The sequence below is a fragment of the Mariniphaga anaerophila genome, assembly GCF_900129025.1.
In the GTDB taxonomy this organism is placed as follows: Bacteria; Bacteroidota; Bacteroidia; order Bacteroidales; family Prolixibacteraceae; genus Mariniphaga; species Mariniphaga anaerophila.
On the sequence record NZ_FQUM01000017.1, the window covers coordinates 1 to 20722 of the forward strand.

16 protein-coding genes and 1 pseudogene are annotated in these 20722 nt (G+C 43.2%); 11 read left to right on the top strand and 6 right to left on the bottom strand.

All coding sequences use genetic code 11. The features are described 5' to 3' along the window. From BUB08_RS18990 to BUB08_RS19035, 11 genes and pseudogenes are all read left to right on the top strand, one after another. Positions 1-780, top strand: a pseudogene (locus tag BUB08_RS18990) (gfo/Idh/MocA family oxidoreductase); the annotation flags it as partial. A gap of 282 nt (positions 781-1062) precedes the next feature. Next, positions 1063-1863: a glycoside hydrolase family 16 protein gene (locus BUB08_RS18995; RefSeq protein ID WP_073003510.1), complete on the top strand. Its 801-nt coding sequence runs from the start codon at positions 1063-1065 to the stop codon at positions 1861-1863. A 7-nt stretch (positions 1864-1870) separates the two neighbouring features. Then, positions 1871-2740 (top strand): sugar phosphate isomerase/epimerase family protein, encoded by an 870-nt coding sequence (locus tag BUB08_RS19000; RefSeq protein ID WP_073003539.1) that lies wholly within the window; start codon positions 1871-1873, stop codon positions 2738-2740. A gap of 269 nt (positions 2741-3009) precedes the next feature. Continuing rightward, complete coding sequence (locus BUB08_RS19005) at positions 3010-4371, top strand: alpha amylase family protein (protein WP_073003511.1); 1362 nt, start codon at positions 3010-3012, stop codon at positions 4369-4371. A gap of 21 nt (positions 4372-4392) precedes the next feature. Continuing rightward, positions 4393-5835 carry a calcineurin-like phosphoesterase C-terminal domain-containing protein gene (locus tag BUB08_RS19010; RefSeq protein ID WP_073003512.1) on the top strand — a complete coding sequence of 481 codons (1443 nt, stop codon included), beginning with the start codon at positions 4393-4395 and terminating at the stop codon, positions 5833-5835. Positions 5836-5888: 53 nt separating this feature from the next. Beyond that, entirely contained in the window at positions 5889-7721 is a 1833-nt protein-coding gene (locus BUB08_RS19015) for a sodium:solute symporter family protein (protein WP_073003513.1), read from the top strand. Beyond that, on the top strand, positions 7708-7860 hold the full coding sequence (locus BUB08_RS20535) for a hypothetical protein (protein WP_217651663.1): 153 nt from the start codon (positions 7708-7710) through the stop codon (positions 7858-7860). The genes BUB08_RS19015 and BUB08_RS20535 overlap by 14 nt, the downstream gene beginning before the upstream one ends. Before the next feature lie 53 nt (positions 7861-7913). Further along, positions 7914-8849 carry a DUF4434 domain-containing protein gene (locus tag BUB08_RS19020; protein WP_073003514.1) on the top strand — a complete coding sequence of 312 codons (936 nt, stop codon included), beginning with the start codon at positions 7914-7916 and terminating at the stop codon, positions 8847-8849. Positions 8850-8854: 5 nt separating this feature from the next. Then, the gene (locus BUB08_RS19025) at positions 8855-10042 is read left to right on the top strand and encodes a n-acyl-d-glucosamine 2-epimerase (RefSeq protein WP_073003515.1); all 1188 of its coding nucleotides are present in this window, start codon (positions 8855-8857) and stop codon (positions 10040-10042) included. Further along, positions 10039-11175: an SGNH/GDSL hydrolase family protein gene (locus tag BUB08_RS19030; protein ID WP_073003540.1), complete on the top strand. Its 1137-nt coding sequence runs from the start codon at positions 10039-10041 to the stop codon at positions 11173-11175. Before BUB08_RS19025 ends, BUB08_RS19030 begins: the two co-directional genes overlap by 4 nt. A gap of 2 nt (positions 11176-11177) precedes the next feature. Then, on the top strand, positions 11178-12899 hold the full coding sequence (locus BUB08_RS19035) for an FAD-dependent oxidoreductase (protein ID WP_073003516.1): 1722 nt from the start codon (positions 11178-11180) through the stop codon (positions 12897-12899). A 167-nt stretch (positions 12900-13066) separates the two neighbouring features. Here BUB08_RS19035 and BUB08_RS19040 read toward each other — a convergent pair whose 3' ends face one another. The 6 genes from BUB08_RS19040 to BUB08_RS19070 form a co-directional block, all read right to left on the bottom strand. Beyond that, positions 13067-13957: a Fic family protein gene (locus tag BUB08_RS19040; RefSeq protein ID WP_073003517.1), complete on the bottom strand. Its 891-nt coding sequence runs from the start codon at positions 13955-13957 to the stop codon at positions 13067-13069. A 180-nt stretch (positions 13958-14137) separates the two neighbouring features. Then, positions 14138-15019 carry a glycosyltransferase family protein gene (locus tag BUB08_RS19050; RefSeq protein ID WP_073003519.1) on the bottom strand — a complete coding sequence of 294 codons (882 nt, stop codon included), beginning with the start codon at positions 15017-15019 and terminating at the stop codon, positions 14138-14140. Continuing rightward, a complete protein-coding gene (locus BUB08_RS19055; protein WP_073003520.1) occupies positions 15016-15627 on the bottom strand; it encodes a hypothetical protein in 612 nt (203 codons plus the stop codon). Before BUB08_RS19055 ends, BUB08_RS19050 begins: the two co-directional genes overlap by 4 nt. 30 nt (positions 15628-15657) lie before the next feature. Continuing rightward, complete coding sequence (locus BUB08_RS19060) at positions 15658-18459, bottom strand: M16 family metallopeptidase (RefSeq protein WP_083570876.1); 2802 nt, start codon at positions 18457-18459, stop codon at positions 15658-15660. Between the two features lie 53 nt (positions 18460-18512). Beyond that, positions 18513-19346: an HAD-IIB family hydrolase gene (locus BUB08_RS19065; RefSeq protein WP_175550048.1), complete on the bottom strand. Its 834-nt coding sequence runs from the start codon at positions 19344-19346 to the stop codon at positions 18513-18515. 92 nt (positions 19347-19438) lie between these two features. Further along, positions 19439-20617: an alpha/beta hydrolase family protein gene (locus BUB08_RS19070; protein ID WP_073003522.1), complete on the bottom strand. Its 1179-nt coding sequence runs from the start codon at positions 20615-20617 to the stop codon at positions 19439-19441. Positions 20618-20722: the final 105 nt, after the last annotated feature.

Below are 20722 nucleotides of genomic sequence, written 5' to 3' on the forward strand. Positions count from 1 at the left end.
GCACTGGGCGACATGGCCTGCCATGTGCTCGACCCGGTATTCTGGGCACTGAACCTGAAATACCCGACCAAAGTACAGGCTTCATCCACATTGGTAAATACCGAAAGTGCTCCTCATGCCGAAATCGTGGAATACACTTTCCCTGCAAGAAAAAACCTTCCTGACGTAGGCATGCCCGAAGTAAAAGTTACCTGGTACGACGGAGGACTTCTGCCACGCCGGCCCATTGAACTTGCCGATGGCGAAATATTGGGTAAAGACAGCGGCGGCGGGTTGCTGTTTGTGGGTACCAAAGGAAAAATAATGACCAGCTACTACGGGATGAAACCTACATTGCTGCCCTATTCAAAAATGAAAGACTTTAAAGAACCGGAACCGGTGATACGCCGTGTGCCGGGCTCTGTGGACACGCCATGGTCGGGTGCACACGAACGCGACTGGATTCGTGCCTGCAAAGAGCCGGCAGACAGTCGTGTTGAAACCAGTGCCAACTTTGCCTACGCCGGACCATTCAACGAAATGGTAGTAATGGGTGTGCTGGCAGTTCGCCTGCAGGGACTGAACCGCATTCTCGACTGGGACGGAGAGAACATGCGTTTTACCAACATTTCTGCGTCAGACCAAATTAAGGTAGTCACCAACGACAAGTTTGAAGTGATTGACGGCGACCCGAAATTCATGCGGGACTATGCCGAGTTCAACGCAAAAGACATGGCAGAGGAGTGGATAAAACACACCTACCACAACGGGTGGGAGTTGCCCCCAATGCCTGAAGATTAATCACAAAGGCAACAAAGCTGTTTGAAAGCGGGCAGATGCTTTTGATGTTTCTGTCCGCTTCAATCTGCCGGAACTATTTGTAATAGTTTGTACATAAAAATCAATATAATAACAGGTAACCAGGAAAATGTTTTAACTCAAAAAGAACACTTTCCAATTATTTTTTAAGTTAAAAGTAAGGATTAACAAATATGCAACGAGCGCGTCATTTTTTGAGACGAAAGTTGATAATTTAGATGCGGGGTTCATATCGTAATATTGAAAATAAACAATTTTAATCACATGAAAAATACATTTGCAATTTTGGCATTATCCACAGGTTTATTGTTCTCCTGTCAAGTATCAGAAAAAAAAGCAAAAACAGAAAGTGCGCCCAAAAACACAGCCCTTTCGCAGGAAGTATTCGACCCGGCTGCTTCAGGCTACAAACTGGTATGGGAAGACAACTTTGACGGCTCAGAGCTGGATACAACCAAGTGGAAAATACGAGGCACCGGCCCGCGTCGTATCGGGTACAACGATCCGTCGATGGTAAGCGTAAGCGATGGCTGTTTAAACCTGATGTACGACATCAAAAAAGACAGCATTATGGGAAGCGCGGTTGGAACCTACGAAACGTTTAACACCACCTACGGGTATTTTGAGTGCCGCGGCCAGTTGCAAAAAGGAGTTGGCCCGTGGGCTGCATTCTGGATGCAATCTCCGGAAATATCAAACGGAGAAGACCCCGCAGTTTACGGTGCTGAAATTGATATTTTTGAATACTTTAACGGACTGGGCAAAGACCTGATGACACATTGTGTTCACTGGGCTTATGGTCCGAACCAGAAATCAGTAGGCCAGCAGGAAAGTACAATGGAAGGCCTTTCTGAAGGATTTCATACATTTTCGCTGGAGTGGACTCCGGAAAAATACGCCTTTTATATTGATGGACTCAAATTTCACGAATTAAACGAAGGGTTATCCCACATTGATCAGTACATGATCCTGAGCATGGAGATTCCGGCTACCCTCGAAGGAATAAAAAATGCCTGTGCCCCGGATACCTTCAAGGTTGATTATGTCAAAGTGTATAAAAAATAAAGTAAACATGTTAAATAAAAAAGAAACAGGAAAAAGGATTCTGACTAAAACAGGACTGCTGCTGGTGGCTGTTATTATTTCGTTCAGCGCTTTTGCAAAAAAAGACAAGCTGGAAAAAGCGGGATGGAAACTGGGAATACAAAGCTACTCGTTCCACAAATTTACATTTACCGAAGCCGTTGATAAAACAAATGAGCTGGGCCTGAAATACATCGAAGTGTATTACGGGCAGAAGCTGGGAGGCGACATGGAAGGTACCATGGATTTTCGCATGGATAAAGAGACACAAAAAAAGGTGTTGAAATATGCCAAATCGAAAAATGTAAAAATTATTGCCAGCGGTGTTATCATTTGCAAAGATGAAGCAGAGTGGAAACAGTTGTTTGAGTTTGCCGATGCAATGGGAATTGAAATTATTACCTGCGAACCGGAGTACAAACACCTGAAATACGTGGATGAGCTGGCCAACAAATACAAAATTGATGTGGCCATTCACAACCACCCTAAGCCGTCGAACTACTGGAATCCCGACATGTTTATGGAAGCCGTTGACGGGCTGAGCAGCCGCATTGGCGCATGTGCCGATGTTGGCCACTGGGCTCGCATGGGACTTGACCCTGTAAAATGCCTGCAGAAAATCTCAGGTCGCGTAAAGTCGCTCCACTATAAAGACATCATGGGAGAAAAACCCGGGGTGTCAGAACGACACGATGTAATCTGGGGAACCGGTTCGCTGGATATGGAAGGAATGCTATCTGAACTGAAAAAACAAAATTTCAAAGGTGTATTCTCCATTGAATACGAATACAACTGGGACAACTCGGTTCCCGACATCAAAAAATGTGTTTCTTATTTTAATGAAGTAGCTATTAAGTAATAAAAATCAATTTGTTGTTGAAACGAAGATGACTCTTTCAAGTTGAATTTCTGAAAGGAAACTTGTTTCACTTCAAACAGAAAATATCGAAAATAATGGAATGGAATTCACTCAAAAAAGGCAATAAAATCTCACGAGTGAATTCCATCTGTTGAAATAAAGGCTCAACTTTTAATAGCGATGAAACGACCATACATAACTTTGCTACAAAAGAGAATGATTATGGAAAGTTTCATTTGTTACCGCAGATAGAAAACAATTAAAAACAGATGAAAAATTCGGCTACATTTGTACTGTTAATCTCAATTGCACTATTCTCAGGCTGCATGCATAAAACAGAAGAGACAAAAACTCCGGCGTCAATCGATAAACCATCGATGATTTGGTTTGATGCTGAAGCAAACTTCCAACGCTTCAGTTATCCCGATTCCATTGACTATTACCTGGAAAAAATAAAAAATATTGGTTTTACCGATGCAATTATAGATATCCGCCCGATTACCGGAGAAGTATTGTACAAAAGTGATTACGCGCCACAGATGACTGAATGGAAAGGTTTTGAACGCACAGACTTTGATTACCTGGGGCATTTCATCAAAAAAGCCCACGAGCTGGGACTCAGGGTTCATGCGTCCATGAATACGTTTGTTGGCGGGCACAACTATTTCGACCGCGGACAGGTTTATGCCAATCATCCTGAGTGGGCAACCATGGTTTATACCCCAACCGAAGGAATTGTTTCCATTATGAGCCAGAAGAAAAAGTACTCGGCCATGATTAATCCCATTAATACCGACTTCCAAAAACATATTCTGAATGTATTCAGGGAAGTCGTTTCCAAATATCCTGACCTCGACGGAATTATTCTGGACCGTGTGAGGTACGACGGAATTATGGCTGATTTTTCTGATTTTACCAGGCACAAATTTGAAGAATATCTGGGTGAAAAAATCCAAAATTTCCCGGAAGACATTTATGAATGGAAAACCGACGAAAACGGGAAAAGCAATTACGTCCCGGGAAAATATTTCAAAAAATGGATTGAATGGAGAGCCATGAATATTTACAACTTTATGTCGCTGGCAGCAAAAACGGTTAAGGAAGTAAACCCCGAAATTTCTTTCGGTACATACACCGGAGCCTGGTACCCATCCTATTTTGAAGTTGGTGTAAACTGGGCCAGCAACCAGTACGATGTTTCAAAAGATTTTGACTGGGCTACTCCCGAATACAAAAATTACGGATATGCAGAGGTGCTCGATCTGTTTACTGTTGGCAACTACTACACCGATATAACCATGGATGAATACCTGCAAAACAACAACCTGGTTAAAAACGAAACCGACAGCAAAGCTGCCCGCGGCACCTGGTACTGCGTTGAAGGCTCTTGCGAAAAAATAAAAGAAATTTTAAACGGCCATCCTTTCTATGGTGGAATTTTGGTTGACCAGTTTTACGATAATCCACAGCAGTTATCACGTTCAATCGCCATGAATTTTCAGGCTTCCGATGGCCTAATGATGTTCGACATCGTTCACGTTATCCAAAAAAATTTATGGAAGGAAGTGGAAGACGGCTTTAAAATGGCAGCCGATCCCGACTTTTTTAAAACGGAAGCCAATAAAAAGTAACAATGCAATAACAGTTATACAATGAAAAAAAGTCTGATTTATACCATCTTACTCATCAGCCTCGCATTTCTGACCGAGGCTTCGGCAAAAAAAGCAAAACCCATTATTTACAAAGGAACGGTAACCTGTGACGGACAAGGAATTGCCGGCGTAACTGTTACCGATGGCATTTCGGTCTGTTTTACTGACAGTAAAGGAAAATATTCGCTGACTGGAAATCCCGATAGCCGGTTTGTTTACATCTCATCTCCGGCCGGATACACGGTGCCGTTGAACAATTCTGTTCCGCAGTTTTTTCAAAAAGTTCAGCCTGAAAGCAAAACAAAAAACATCGATTTTCAATTGCTGCGTACACCGGTTGACGATACAAAACACGGGTTTGTTGTTTGGGCAGATCCGCAGATAAAACACATTAAAGAAGTAGAACCAGCAAAAGGAGTGGTAAACGATTTAAAAACGCTTCTGGAACAGTACAAAAATGTTCCTTTTCACGGGATGGGAGGCGGAGATATTGTTGGCGATAATCCGTCGCTTTACGACAGCACAAAAAATATGCTTTCGGTTCTGAATATCCCTTTTTATCAGAGCCCGGGCAATCACGATTTGCATTACAACAATCGCTCTAACGACCTGGCGCCCGAAGTTTATCAAAACCATTTCGGACCCGATTATTACTCTTTCAACCGGGGCAAAATTCACTACGTGGTACTGAACGACGTTTTCTATCTCGGACGCGATTATTTTTACATCGGGTATATTACCGAACAGCAACTGAGCTGGCTCGAAAAAGACTTGTCGGTTGTTGCCCCCGGAACAACAGTTGTTGTTGCGTTGCACATTCCCACAGCTTTAAACGAAGAGGATTTAAAACACTTTGCATACTCAGAAATTGCCCGGTCGGTAAGCAACAAGCAGGCATTGTACAAAATTCTGGAACCTTACACCACGCATATCGTTTCCGGGCACATGCACGTTTCTTCCAACATTGTTATTTCGCCAAAAATTTTCGAACACAATGTTTCTTCGGTTTGCGGAGCATGGTGGCAGGGACCTTATGCCGAAGACGGCACTCCAAACGGTTATGCGGTTTTTGAAGCAAACGGCTCTGAATTGACATGGTATTTTAAAAGCGCCGGACACGATAAAAACTACCAGTTTCGCGCATACGACGTTGGCGAAAACCCGGAACAAAAAGAATACATTACTGCAAACGTCTGGAACTGGGATCCGGCGTGGCAGGTTTTCTGGTACGAAAACGGCAAAAAAATGGGCGAAATGGAAGCATACTTAGGTGCCGACCCCGAAACTGCCAAAGCATATGCCGACAAAGACAAACTGGATTACAAGTGGATTGAAGCCAGACCATCAAACCATATGTTTCGCACCAAACCCCGCTCTGCTTCAGCAAAAATAACCATTGAAGTAATCGACAGGTTTGGCAATTCGTACAAACAAAATTTGTAAAAAGCAGACCCCCGATAGAAAGGAAAAAACATCAAATAAAAAAGAGATAAATAATGAATTTTGACCTAATCGACATATCTATCATCTTCGGGTATATTTTACTGAGCATTCTCATCGGGTTCTGGATATCAAAAAAAGCCAGCAAGAGCCTCCAAAACTATTTTCTGGGAGGAAATAAACTGAAGTGGTATTTTCTCGGGCTGTCAAACGGATCGGGGATGTTCGATATTTCGGGAACAACCTGGACCGTAACCATCTTTTTTGTGTACGGGCTGAAAAGCGTTTGGATTCCCTGGCTTTGGCCGGTCTGGAACCAGATTTTCATTATGATATTTATGGCAATCTGGCTGCGGCGTTCCAACGTAATGACCGGTGCAGAATGGATTACAACCCGTTTTGGCGACAAAGAAGGAGGAAAATTATCTCACATTATTGTAGTTGTTTTTGCCATAATCAGTGCAATTGGTTTCATCGCCTATTTTTTTGTGGGAATCGGAAAATTTGCAGTAACTATTTTCCCTTGGGATTTATCCTTTCAAATCGGCTCCATCCACTTTATTTCCGAATATGTTTATGCAACCATTCTTTTATCGTTAACAACAATTTATGTCATAAAAGGCGGCATGTACAGTGTGGTTGCCACCGAAGTAATGCAATTTTTTGTAATGACGATTGCCTGTATTGCCGTTGCGTGGTTTGCCATGCATAAAGTTTCTGCCGAGCAGATTACTGCGGCTGTACCAGACGGCTGGTTTAGCATGATGCCAACTTGGAAAACGAGCCTCGACTGGTCGGGGATTTTCGACCAGGTGAACGACAAAATTGCGGAAGACGGATTCGGAATGCTGGGCGCTCTGGTAATGATGATGTTTTTCAAGGGCATTTTTTCAAGTTTAGCAGGGCCTGTTCCGGGGTACGATATGCAGCGTGTGCTTTCCACCAAAAACCCGCGCGATGCGGCAAAAATGAGCGGGCTCACTTCGCTGGTGCTGTATCCTCCGCGTTACCTCATGGTTGCCGGGCTCGGAATTCTCGGGCTTGTGCTGGTTGCCCCGATGATGAAAGCCGGTGGCGGCGAAATCGACTTCGAAAAAATTCTGCCTTACGTAATTAACAACCTGCTTCCGGTTGGGTTAAAAGGAATAATAATGGCAGGGTTGCTGGCTGCATTTATGTCAACATTTTCAGCATTTGTAAACGCGGCTCCGGCATACATTGTAAATGACCTCTACAAGAAATACATCAACCCCAACGCTCCCAGTAAAAAATACATCCACATCAGTTACATTTCGTCCATTGCCATTGTGGTTGTCGGAATTATTTTCGGATTCTTTTCTGATTCGATCAACTCTCTAACGCTGTGGATAACCTCGTCGCTTTACGGAGGATACGTGGCAGCCAATGTACTGAAATGGATTTGGTGGCGGTTTAACGGTTACGGATACTTTTGGGGAATGCTGGCCGGATTGCTGGCATCAACAATTAAATTTCTGTTTTTCCCGCATACGCCCGACATTTACCTGTTCCCGATCATTTTGCTGATGGCTTCTGCCGGAAGTTTCCTCGGCTGTTTGTTCACAAAACCGGTAGACGACGAAATACTTATTGAATTTTACAAAAATGTGCGGCCGTGGGGCTGGTGGGGACCGATTCATAAAAAGGCTCAGAAAATTTATCCGAACATTACCAAAAACAAAGATTTGGCTCGCGATGGTTTTAATGTTGTAGTTGGAATTGTGTGGCAAATGACATTGATTGTTGCTCCCATTTACCTGGTAGTTCGCCACTACAACGGACTGATTATTTCGGCAGTACTTTTTGTAATAACTTCTTTGATTTTAAAATTTAACTGGCTGGATAAAATTAAAGATTATGAAAAAATTTAAAACTGATTATATTATGTCATTGACAGAATCGGCAATACAATTTTCCGCCAAAGGAAACGGACAACCATTTCCTGCGTATAAGTCGGAAGGTATTCATTCTGGATACAGCAGAATACCTGAAATAACGGGAAGTATTTAATTAAAAATCGAAAATCAAAATATAAAAAACTCAACTGTTTAATTATTTTTTTAATGAAAATCAAAGGGACTTTTTTAGATGAAATAAGTCACGACATCCCTCATCAGAATTGGGGAAGGGTCGAATGGGATCGTGACTTTTCGTATATGAAGCAGATTGGCATCAATACGGTCATCTTAATTCGAAGCGGATATCGCAAATGGCTTACTTATCCGTCGGATGTTTTAATTAGCAAAGAAAAAGCATACACTCCCCCTGTCGACTTGGTTCAAATGTTCCTGGAACTAAGCGAGAAACACCAAATGGATTTTTACTTCGGACTCTACGATTCGGGGCGCTACTGGGTAAACGGTGACTTTCAGCAGGAAAGTGACCTGAACAAGCACGTTATCGAGGAAGTGTGGTCGAAATATGGAAAGATGAGCGCGTTTAAAGGCTGGTACATTTCGCAGGAATGCAGCAGAAAAACCGGTGCAATTATTGACATGTACCGCGGACTCGGAGAGCATTGCAAAGCCGTGTCAGGAAACCTCACCACGTTAATTTCTCCGTACATTGATGGAATAAAAAACATCAGTCAGTACCAGAAAGAAACCAGTCGCGACCTTGGGGTCAGCCTAAAAAAACACGAGCAGGACTGGTCTGAAATTTTTGACGGAATAAAAAACGCCATCGACATTGTAGCTTTTCAGGACGGGCACATCAGTTTCGACGAGCTGGATGATTTTCTGTTGGTTAACAAACAAATGGCCGACAAATACGGAATCAGAAGCTGGACCAACTCCGAAACTTTTGACCGGGATATGCCCATAAAATTTCTTCCCATAAAATGGGAAAAACTGCTTATGAAGTTAAAAGCCGCAGAACGTGTTGGAATGGAGCAGGCAATTACTTTCGAGTTTTCGCACTTCATGAGCCCGCAATCTGCATATTTACAGGCAGGACATCTGTATAACCGCTACAAAGAATACTTGAATCAATTAATATAAGAACAATGGAAACTTTAAATTTTAAAAAATTAGCAGAACAATATAAAACAGAACTATTTAACAATGTAATTCCGTTTTGGCTGAATCAGTCTCAGGATAAAGATTTTGGCGGGTATTTCACCTGCCTCGACCGTAAAGGCGATGTTTTCGACACCGATAAATTCATCTGGTTGCAAGGGCGCGAAGTATGGTTATTTTCCATGCTTTATAACCAGGTTGAAAAACGGCAGGAATGGCTTGATGCTGCTATCCAGGGCGCTGAATTTCTAAAAAAGTACGGACACGACGGCAACCTCAACTGGTACTTTTCGCTCACACGCGAAGGAAAACCGCTGGTTGAACCGTATAACATTTTCTCCTACACATTTGCCAGCATGGCTTTTGGGCAGCTCAGCAAAGCAACCGGAAACGAAGAATATGCAAAAATTGCACGCGACACGTTCAACATTGTTCTGTCAAAAACCGGGAATCCAAAAGGCAAATGGAACAAAGCATTCCCGGGAACCCGAAACCTGAAAAGCTTTGCTTTGCCCATGATTTTGTGCAACCTTGCACTGGAAATAGAACACCTGCTCGACGAAGAATTTCTGAAGGAAACAATGGACGCATGCATTCACGAAGTAATGGATGTATTTTACCGTCCGGAACTGGGGTTGGTGGTAGAAAACCTGAACGAAGACGAAACACTTTCTGACACATTTGAAGGAAGGGTGCTGAATCCCGGACACTCAATCGAAGCCATGTGGTTTATTATGGATCTTGGCGTTCGGCTACACCGCCCCGAGCTGGTTACAAAAGCCAACGAAATAGCCTTAAAAATGGTAGAACACGGCTGGGATAAAGAGTTCGGCGGTATTTTCTATTTTATGGACAGGAAAGGCCATCCGGTACAACAGCTGGAATGGGACCAGAAACTTTGGTGGGTACACATAGAAACGCTTATTACCATGCTAAAAGGATACCAGTTAACCGGCTCTGAAAAAAGCCTGGAATGGTTTAAAAAAGTACACGATTATGTGTGGTCACACTTTAAAGACGAAGAATATCCCGAATGGTTTGGCTACCTGAATCGTCGTGGCGAAGTTTTACTTCCGTTAAAAGGCGGAAAATGGAAAGGTTGCTTCCACGTACCAAGAGGGCTTTACCAATGCTGGCAAACACTCGAAAAAATCGATCAGAAAGGACAATTATGAAAAACAGCAGCATTATCAGAATAGTTTCAATCTTCTTTATTTCGGTTTTATGGAACACCGCGTTTGCGCAAACTGACAAAAATTTCTATCCGGCAACCAACGATGTTTTTGTTTACATGGGGCGCGTTCATCAAACCGGGGAAACGGTAAAATATAACTGGCCGGGAGTAACTGTTTCCACTGACTTTACCGGAAAGGAACTTGGAATAAAAATTAAAGGTGGCGACCGAAACTATTTCAATGTTTGGGTTGACGACAGGCCGGAACAAGTTTTACACGCCGTTAACGATACAGTGTGGTGGTACCCAGAGAAACTGTCAAAGGGCTTGCACCATTTAAAAATTGTTAAGCGAACCGAAGGCGATATGGGAATTGCAGAGTTTTCGGGCGTTTTTGTTGGGAAAAAAGAGCAGTTGCAAAAACCGGCTCCCCTCTCCCATCGTAAAATTCTGTTTATTGGAAATTCAATTACCTGTGGTTACGGAACCGAAGGGTTAAACAAGTCGGAAGATTTTAAGCCTTCCACTGAAAACTGCGAAAAATCGTATGCCCCGATAATCGCCCGCGCTTTCGATGCTCAGTTTCATTTAATTGCGCACTCGGGGTTGGGAATAATTCGTAATTATGGCGACAAAGACAAAATCTCCACCAGGTTAAAACCAATGCCCGCCCGCCTGGAGTATTTGATGGACAACGATTCCACGTTAAAATACGATCTTCAAAATTACATCCCGGATGCCATTGTTGTAAACCTGGGAACTAACGATTTCAGCACTCAGCCTTTTCCTGACGAAGAGGATTTTATCGTAGCCGGAAAGAAACTGCTGACAACGCTGAAAAAAGAGTTTCCTCAGGCAAAAATTATTTGTGTAACCGGTCCGATGACAAACGAACCGTGTTTCTCCTGCACAAAAAAAATTGTGGAACAATCAAGGGCAAATCTGAACACAACAGACATTGTTTTTGTCGGCATACCCAATGATCTGCTTAACAAAGAAGATGATCTGGGATCAGACTGGCATCCTTCGTACCGCGGGCAGTTAAAATCGGCACACGTAATTATCCCTGTTTTAGAAAACATGCTCGGATGGAAATTTTCGCTAAATGAAATTCTTGAAAACTTGTACAACTAAAAATGAAACGACGAAATTTTATTGAAATGCTGGGAGCCTCGGGCGGCGTAGTCGCCGCGGCTCCTTTTCTTACCATTCCCGAAACGTTAAACGCCAGGCCGAGAACCAAAAGTAAACGTATCGGAAACGCAGAGATGACAGCAGATTTGGTAATCGCCGGTGGCGGAACAGGAGGCTGTGCTTGCGCTCTGGGAGCTTTGCGCAACGGGCTTTCGGTAATTATGACCGAAGAAACCAACTGGATTGGCGGACAAATGACGCAGCAGGGAGTTCCGTTTGATGAGCACCGCTGGATTGAGACACACGGAGCGACAAAACTCTATCGCGATTATCGTACCGCACTTCGGAATTACTATCGGCGCAACTATCCGCTCACAAAAGAAGCAGCCGCCCGCGAAAACCTAAACCCGGGCGACGGTGCCGTTTCGCGCTTGTGTGTGGAACCGCCTGTGGCCTTGGCCGTTCTTAACGATATGCTTGCTCCCTACGTCAGCTCCGGGAAACTCACCCTTTTGCTGAACAGCAAGGCAACCGGTGCAGAAGTAAATGGCAACAAAGTAACAGCTCTCGAAGTAACCAACAAGGTAACCGGGCACCAACTTTGGCTGACGGCTCCTTATTTTGCTGATGCCACAGAAATGGGCGATTTGCTTCCGTTAACAGGAACCGAATGGATAAAAGGCACCGAATCGAAAAAACAAACCGGGGAACTGCATGCACCGGAAGTTGGTAGCCCTGACAACCAACAGGCTTTTACGCTTTGCTTTGCCATGGATTACCGCCCCGGAGAAAACCACGTTATCGACAAACCGGAGAAATACGATTTCTGGAAAAATTATGCTCCAAAGTTAACACCTCCCTGGCCCGGGCGCCTGCTCGACTTAACCTATTCTACGCCGTCAACGCTGGAACCCAAAAAGCTGGGCTTTCATCCGGAAGGAGGTCCAACCGGCAGTGTACTGAATTTATGGAACTACCGAAAAATTATCAACCGGCACAACTTTACCCAAGGTTTTTATCCGGGAGATATTACAATAGTAAACTGGCCGCAAAACGACTATCTGCTCGGAAACCTGATTGATGCAAATGAAAAGGATTTCGCAAAACATGTGGAAGGCGCACGCCAGCTCAACCTCTCGTTGCTGTACTGGCTGCAAACAGAAGTAGAACGCCCCGACGGCGGTGCTGGTTGGCCGGGTATACGTTTGCGCGGCGATATTATGGGCACCGAAAACGGAATGGCTAAATATCCTTACATCAGAGAAGGCCGGAGAATTGAGGCCATGTTTACCGTGCTGGAAGAGCATGTGGGCGTGGAAAACAGAAAACTTGTAAAAGGAGAAGCTGCATCTGCCAAGGCTGAAAGTTTTAACGACAGCATTGGAGTAGGTTCTTACTACCTCGACCTGCACCCTACTACCGAAGGCAATAATTACATTGATTTGCCTTCGCTGCCTTTCGAAATACCGTTGGGGTCACTCATTCCAAAAAGAATGGAAAACCTGCTGCCTGCTGCTAAAAACATCGGAACCACGCACATCACCAACGGTTGCTACCGACTGCATCCGGTTGAATGGAACATTGGCGAAGTGGTTGGAATGCTTGTTCAGTTTTCAGAAAAAAGAAACATTTCTCCGCGACAGGTCTGGGAAAGCCCGAAAAATCGGGGTGATTTCCAAAATTTCATTCAGAAACAAGGCGTGGAAATTAAATGGCCGAAATAAAAGAATAACTTTTCCTTTTGGATTTACCCAATTGTGTGGAAAAAGTTCAAAGGAAATAACTCCGTTCACAAACGATAAAAAAGCCGTCGTACCAGCGTTTGCAACTGCAAAACAAAGTACGACGGCTTTCTTTTTTTCTCCTTCAAATATTTGTATCGCATTAAAATTTAAAAGCCTATCTCAAAATATTTCAGAATAGCTTTATAGTTGTCCTGAGCGGTTAAGCAAGTATCCATTAAATAGCCTTTTACACTTTCCCATTCCTGTAAACCACGATAATAGAACAATTTTAATTCTTCGTCAATAATAAATGGAACAATATTATTGGCTAAACATTCTTTAAACATAACAAGCCTTCCCACTCTACCGTTTCCGTCCTGAAAAGGGTGAATACACTCAAACTTCCAGTGAAATTCAATAATGTCTTCTACCGTTTTTTCGTCTTTTGCATTGTAATTTTCAAGTAAGGCCTTCATTTCGGCATGAACCTTTTCCGGAGAACAAGTCGCGTTTCCACCAACTTCGTTCGGCATTTTTTTATAATTACCTACCTTGAACCAATCTTTACGGCTATCCGAAGTACTGGATTTCAGAATATAGTGCAGCTCCTTTATAAATGATTCTGAGAGTTTGTACTTTGCTCTTTCAATAATTAAATCTACACACCGAAAGTGATTCGTAGCCTCGATTATATCATCTACATTCACACTTTGATCTGCAATACCTATTGTATTCGTTTCAAACATAAAGCGCGTTTGCTCGTGGGTGAGCTTACTGCCCTCAATACGGTTAGAGTTATAAGTTAAATCAATTTGTGTGCGGTGATAAATTCCGCCTTTTAGCTTCATGTCTTTCTGCTCTTTCAATATATTGAGCAGCGAGTTATTGCTGAATTTCTTTTGCTTTCCCTTTTTGGGCAAAAGTGCATCTTCAGGAATATTCCACGTTTTTCCCGTTAAAAAGGCACCTTTAATTTTATCTGTAGCGCAATAGTTACGGGCAGTTCTTTCCGGTATATCCCATTTTTTTGCGTATTCACTAACTGAAATGTATTTCATAACCCATATTTACTCACATAGATTGCCATTACCGGCAAAAACGCACTCAAATATAATCAATAAACAGATAATTCTTGCCGGTAACGGCAAGAATTATCTGTTTATTGATAGTATGAATTACACAAAATGGATGCTGACAAACAGCTTACACAAACCTATTTTCGAAAGAAAATTGCTTCATTACTTTTTCAGTAATTTATAATTTTTGTATTCGAATAGCCGGACACCAAACGTTTTTTCAATAAAATAGAGCAACCGATATTTGGGTTTCATGTGCACTTTCTTCAGATCCACTTCCACCTTCCAGTTTAAACGCTCAATTCGCTGCTTCATTACAGCCGGGTGTGTCCCGTTAAATTCTGCAAGCGCATCGTATTTTCCACTGTAATTGAATTCCTGCTCACTGGCCTTTTGTTCAGCCTCATCAGCCGAAATACCACTGTAAAACTTACGCACTTCGTCAATTTTCTGCTGCATAAACCGCGGATGCCTAACCCAGCCGTAATGGTAAATTTCTGCATCAACGGGCACCACATTCAGTTTTCGTCCTGATTTGCGAAAGCCCTGTGCATCGCGGTACGACCGGATGGATTTTTCGTTGCGGATGACGCGGATTTCGTTGCGGTACCATTTTCTGGAATCGGCAACATAATCAAACGTTCCATAAAAATGTTTGTAACGAAAAAGCAATCCTTCTACTTCAGGGTTACCCAGATTATCGCTCATTGCCTTGCGAATGGCAGGCAGGTATTTCTCGTGCACAGCCTCATCTCCCTGAATGTAGAAACACCAGTCGTATTCTGCAGAAATTGCATCAAAAGCCTTATCGGTTTCAGCAGCGTAAACAGCACCACCCTTTTGCAGGGTTTCGTCCCAAACCGTATCAACCACAGAAATCTTTTCCGGATTGATATTCTCAATAATCTGCCGGGTATTGTCATCTGAGTTACCAACTGCCACAACAAAATGGTCGCAAAGCGGCAAAATCGATGTAATGGCTTCCACTACCGGAAAATCAAACTTTCCGGCATTTCGTATAAAAGTAAAACCGCAGACTTTCATTTTCTCCCTGACTTTTTACGTTTCCAAAAAACCAGGTAAAACTCAAAGGCGGAAATCAGCATTAGTGTATCGCCCAATAATTCGAGTCCTTCCTCTGTGGCTGCTTTGGCCAGCCGGTAACTGTTTTCGTCGTACAATTCGAGCCAGAATTTCGACCGCCCGAACAACCGGCTAAAAATGAAAGTAACCAGAAACCCTGCAAAAAACCAGACTGAAGCAGGCTGCGCAAAAAACTCATGTGTTGCGCTTTTCAATTTTCCAAAATCGCGCCACATCAGCCATATTGCCAAAATCAGCACTGTTAATGCCGGCCAGAACCACCATGCAATAATAAAACTAAGTTCCCGGATAAATGCAATCAGCAGAAACGCCGCAACCAGATTGGCAACCGGCTGAACCGGTTTGTGCCGGGTGCCAACCAGGAAATAAAAAACCACCAGGGATAACAGAAACAGTTCCTGAAAAATTTCGGTAAGGCTGATTTCACCAAAATACCCGTCTTCCATCGGATGAACCGCATCAAAACGAATGGCTTCAGCAATACCAAAAAACAACAGAGAGTAACCTATTACCCTGACAGCAATATTCAACGGCGTGTAACTTTTCATAACCGGTACTTAAAACCGCAAAGGTGCATTTTATTCTGCCGGCTCCAAAGCCACACTCACATAGTTTTCAAAATCGAAATATTTATTAAACGCTGCTTTTACCGATTCAACGGTCAGGCTGTTTACAATATCATCGTAAGAACCGAATTTTGAAAAATCACCGTCTTTCAGGAAATAGGTATTACTCAGAATACTCATCCAGAAGTTATTTTCACGCAAAGCAATTTCGCGCTCGCGCAGCATTTTTTCTTTTGCTTTTGCTAAATCATCTGTGCTTGGACCCTTTTCCATAAACTCTTTTATTACGTCGAAAACAGCTTGTTTCAGTTCATCCAGCTTTTCTGGAGCAGTGCCGTAATAAATTGAAATGGTGTATTCTTCATCCGGATATTTCGATGTTGAAGGCCGTGCACCAATTGAGTAAACACTACTTTTATCTTCTCGAATTACCTCAAGCAACCGGGTTCCGAGAATGCGGCCAACCGCATCAATTTTAACAGCATTTTCAGAAGAATAGTCAAAATCGCCGTGGAAAACGATGCGCTGAATACTTTTATCCTCCTGTCCTCTTTTAACTATTTTCTCAACAACTCCTGCCGGCGGATTAATATCAAGATTCCGCCATGCTTCCTTTTCGTCCAGGTATGGAATTCCGCCGATGTATTTTTCCACCATCGGTTTCAGCAGCGCAGTATCAATATTCCCCACAAAAAAGAATTTAAAATCTGCGGCGTTACGAAAACGCTCTACGGCAATTTGCCTGATTCTTGCAAAATTTGCCTCCTTTAACAATTCGGCAGACATTGGCCGGGCGCGTTCGCTGTAATTGGCCAGAATCGCACTTACCGAGTCCTGATAAACCGCTTCGGGAGATGCCGACCGGTTTTCCAAAATTCCCTGCATGCGCGACATGTATGCCTGAAAGCTGGTTTCGTCGAATCGCGGCTGTGTAAAATAGAGGTAAACCATCTGCAACAGCGACTCAATATCTTTGACGGCAGCGCTTCCGCTGAAACCTTCCCTTATTTGCGAAACGTAAGGAGAAACACTGAATACTTTATCGGAAAGCATTTTATCGAGTGTAATTTTGTCGAACCCGGCGATTCCGCTCATCGACATAATTGTTGCTGCAAAATCAGCAGACACATCGTCTTCGGCTTTATAAAGCGAAGTTCCTCCGGGGCTCCAGGCACGGAACAAAATTTCATCATCTTTAAAATCAGTTGTTTTCACAACCACTGTTGCGCCGTTTTCGAGTTTCCATTCCACGGCATCCACATTTTCCAGCTTCTTTTCATCGACCACTTTCGCCGGCCAGGGTTCATCTGCTATCAGCGGCACATCGGTAACTGCATCTTCATAAGGTTCCACTTCGGTTTCTTCCACCTCATTCAGCAATGCAAATACCTCATCTTCACCGGGAACATTAACACCTTCAATTTCGGGAGCGCTAATAACCACCACACGGTTTTCCTCGGTTATCCATTTGTCGGCCAGTGCGTTTACCTCTTCCAACGAAATGCCGGGCATAAACGAATTAAAATATTCGTACTCATTTTCGATGCCGGGGATAGCTTCCTCTGTCATTAAAAAGTTACGGGTATATTCCTGAGCGTAACGAATCGATTTCTGTTTTTCGCGCTCGTTATATGTTTTCTCAATAGTGTTAAGCAACGCTTTCTTTTGCCTTTCCAGTTCCGTTTCAGTAAAGCCGAATTTCTTCACCCGTTCGTTTTCCAGCAAAACAGCTTTTAAGCCCTCTTCGATTTTACCATTGTGGCAAACAGCTACCGACTGGTAAACATTAACCGGCCCGAACATTCCAGAATAAGTTGACTGCCCGATAATAAACGGAGGTTCTGCCAACTGTGTTTTTTCTGCCAGCCGCTCGTTAATCATCCCGTTGTAGAGGCTGTGAATTATTGAAGCCCGGTAGTCTTTCAGCTTTTTGGCTTTTTCAAGCGGGTGTTTGTACAACACAAAAGCCATGGGATATTGCGCCTCTTTGTCGGTTACAATGCTTACCAGCGTTTCTTTGTGGGGCGGAATATCGAAAAACTCTTTTGTCCGTTCTTCGGTAACCGCAGGTATTTCAGAAAATTTTTGTTTCACAGTCTGAACCATTTCTTCCTGATCGAAATCGCCAACCACAACAACTGCCATTAAATCGGGGCGATACCAGTCGTTACGAAAACGCCGCAAAGCCGCCGGCGGTGCATCCTGAATAATTTCAAGCTTTCCGATGGGAAGCCGGTTGGCATATTTTGAATCGTGCAAAAAGACCGGCAGCCATTTCTGCTGCATTCTAAAATTTGCGTTTCGTCCGCCACGCAATTCTTCACGAATTACGCCACGTTCTTTTTCAATTTCCTCATCAGAATCAGTAATCTGGGAGGCCCAGTCGTACAAAACCTGCAGCCCTTTATCCATGTAAAGTGCAGAATCGAGCGGCACTTTCAACATATAAACGGTTTCGTCGAAACTGGTGTATGCGTTAATTTCCGGGCCAAACTCCATCCCGATTGATTCGAAATAATTGATCAATTCATTTTTTGGAAAATTCTTGGTTCCGTTAAAAGCCATGTGTTCAGCAAAATGCGCCAGTCCCTGTTGGTCATCGTCTTCATCAATTGAGCCGGCCTTAACAACCAGCATCAGTTCAGCACGATTTTGTGGCTCACTATTGGCACGCACATAGTAAGTCATGCCATTTTCCAGAACACCTTTGGATACTTTTGGGTCTACCGGAATAGGGTCGCTCAAATCATAATTCTGCTGAGCTCCTAAAAGTAAACTTCCAAAAAGAAAAACAACTAAAAAAATATTTCTCATGATATCAATTTTATCAAGATTTGTAAACAAAGAATATCAATTATTACAACAAATTAATTCAAAATGGGTTTCACGGCAACAGCAAACGCGTCGTTCTCGTTTGAAGGCACAGAATCAAACCTGTTTTTCAGATCAGTAGGGGCATTTTCTGCCAAAAATGAAAAAGCTGTGTAGTGCAACAAATCCAGGTCATTATAATCATTACCCACACCAATTGTATCTTTTTGATTAATGCCCAGTAAACCACACAGGTGATTTACGCCGTGTCCTTTTGAAACCTCCCGGTTAAAAACTTCAGCCCAGATGTAGCCTTTTGTTACCGGAGAAGATGAACGAATTACCCTAATCTCGTCGGACTGACGCTCTATTTCGTTTTTCAGATTCTCGTACTTTTCCTCATCCTCTGGTATAATCAGCATAAACTGGCAAAGCCCTTTTTTGAAGCGGCTGTCGGACGTCAGCTTTTCGGCAAACGAGTTATGAAATGAGAAATACCTTTCAAACTCCTCACAATCCTGTCCGCCTTTATGATACCACAAACGATGGTTTTCCGGCGCCTCATTAAACGCATAAAAATTGTAATCTCTTTTTCTGAAATAGTCCGCGAGCAGATTCGATGATTCGCAACTGATGTTTTTATGATAAATGTGTTTCTTTTGCTTCCAATTGTAAATACCGGCTCCCGACGAATAAACAATGTAATCGAACGGCACTTCTTCCGGAATCACCTCCATCACTTTTCGCAGGTTTCTTCCGGTTGCCACCACCCTGACAACATCCATTTTTCCAAGCAATTGCAGCGCCTCCAAATTTCCCTGACTGATTGAGCGGTCGTTCTTTAAAAAAGTTCCGTCCAAATCAGTAGCCACAAGTTTTATGTTTTTCATGTTCATGGAGGCCAAAATTAACAAAATGAAAGAAAATTACACAAATACAGAACCACTGCAATCATTCCGCCAAAGACACAAAATTGCCCGTTTTACCATTTCACCCCGTCGTTTGTTAACACCGCGTAACCGGGACGCGGATTAGCCACAGAAAACGCTTTCAGTTTTTCATACGGTTCAATAACAATTCCTGCTTCTGCTATTTCTCCGTTTTTGTCGGTTATTGCCTCCAAATCCAGATCAAGATATTTTGCCAGAAAAGGATAAACTGCCTTTCGTTTGGGAAACTCGTAGCCATGTCCTTCATCGGGAAGATGCACGTTTTCAACCCTTTCCTTTTTACCCATCAGTTCGTAGATATATTGAATATGCGGGAATTCAACTTCGGGAGTATTCTTGGTCCAGTCGGCCCCGTCTGAAACCAGCAACATGGGACGCGGAGCAGCCAGCGCTGCAATTTCCACATTATTGGTCTGGTGTTTATCACTTTTGTGAACCGGCATTCCGCTTTCGCACACGCACCCGCCAAAAAAGTGTGCCGAAACCTGCACCACCGGAACTGCCACTTTTATACGGTTGTCAACCGCGGTGAGGAAAAACGCCTGGGTTGCGCCGCCCGATGCCCCGGTTATTGCTACACGTTCAGGATCAATATTTTCCAACGACAATAGAAAATCCAGCGCGCGAATGCTGTTCCATAATTGCTGTTTCAGCGCCAGCGGATGACGGTGTTTCCACCCCCACTCTGCCATTTCTCCGTACCCCACCATATCGTATGCAAAAACTACTGCCCCCATTTTTGCCAGCGCAGCACACCTGATTTGGGCATCATCACGAAAACGCCCGTAATCTTCGGGCTTTGGCCAGTGTCCGTGAGTACTCAAAATTCCGGGCACTTTCCCGGATTTCTTTTCGGGCAGGTACAAACTGCCAGTTACAAAAACCCCGGGCAAGCTTTCTATAGCCACGTTTTTCACCGAGTATCCTTCGTATTTTCGTTCGTCAGAATAACGCGGTTTTAATAGCGTTTTTTCCGGAAAAGGAACCAACCCGACACCTTCCAAAATTCCTGATTTTATAACCTCAGCACGTTTTTGCCACTCTTCTTTTGTGGTGTACTCCGCTTTGAGATTATTTATCACTTCCCTTGCCTGGTCTTCGGTATAATAATGTCCCACACAAAGGTTAGTTGCGTTCTTGTTTTGTGAAGCTGCAGGATTTGTTCCTGCGAACAAAAAAGTAAATCCGATAAAAAAACAGAGCCATTTCATTTTTTTGTTGATTAAGTTGATGTTACAATGGGTTAAAGATAGTATTTCACCAGAAGCAGAATAATAGGGTAACTCCCAATTTTGAATGCTTCACAAAAAAAAGTT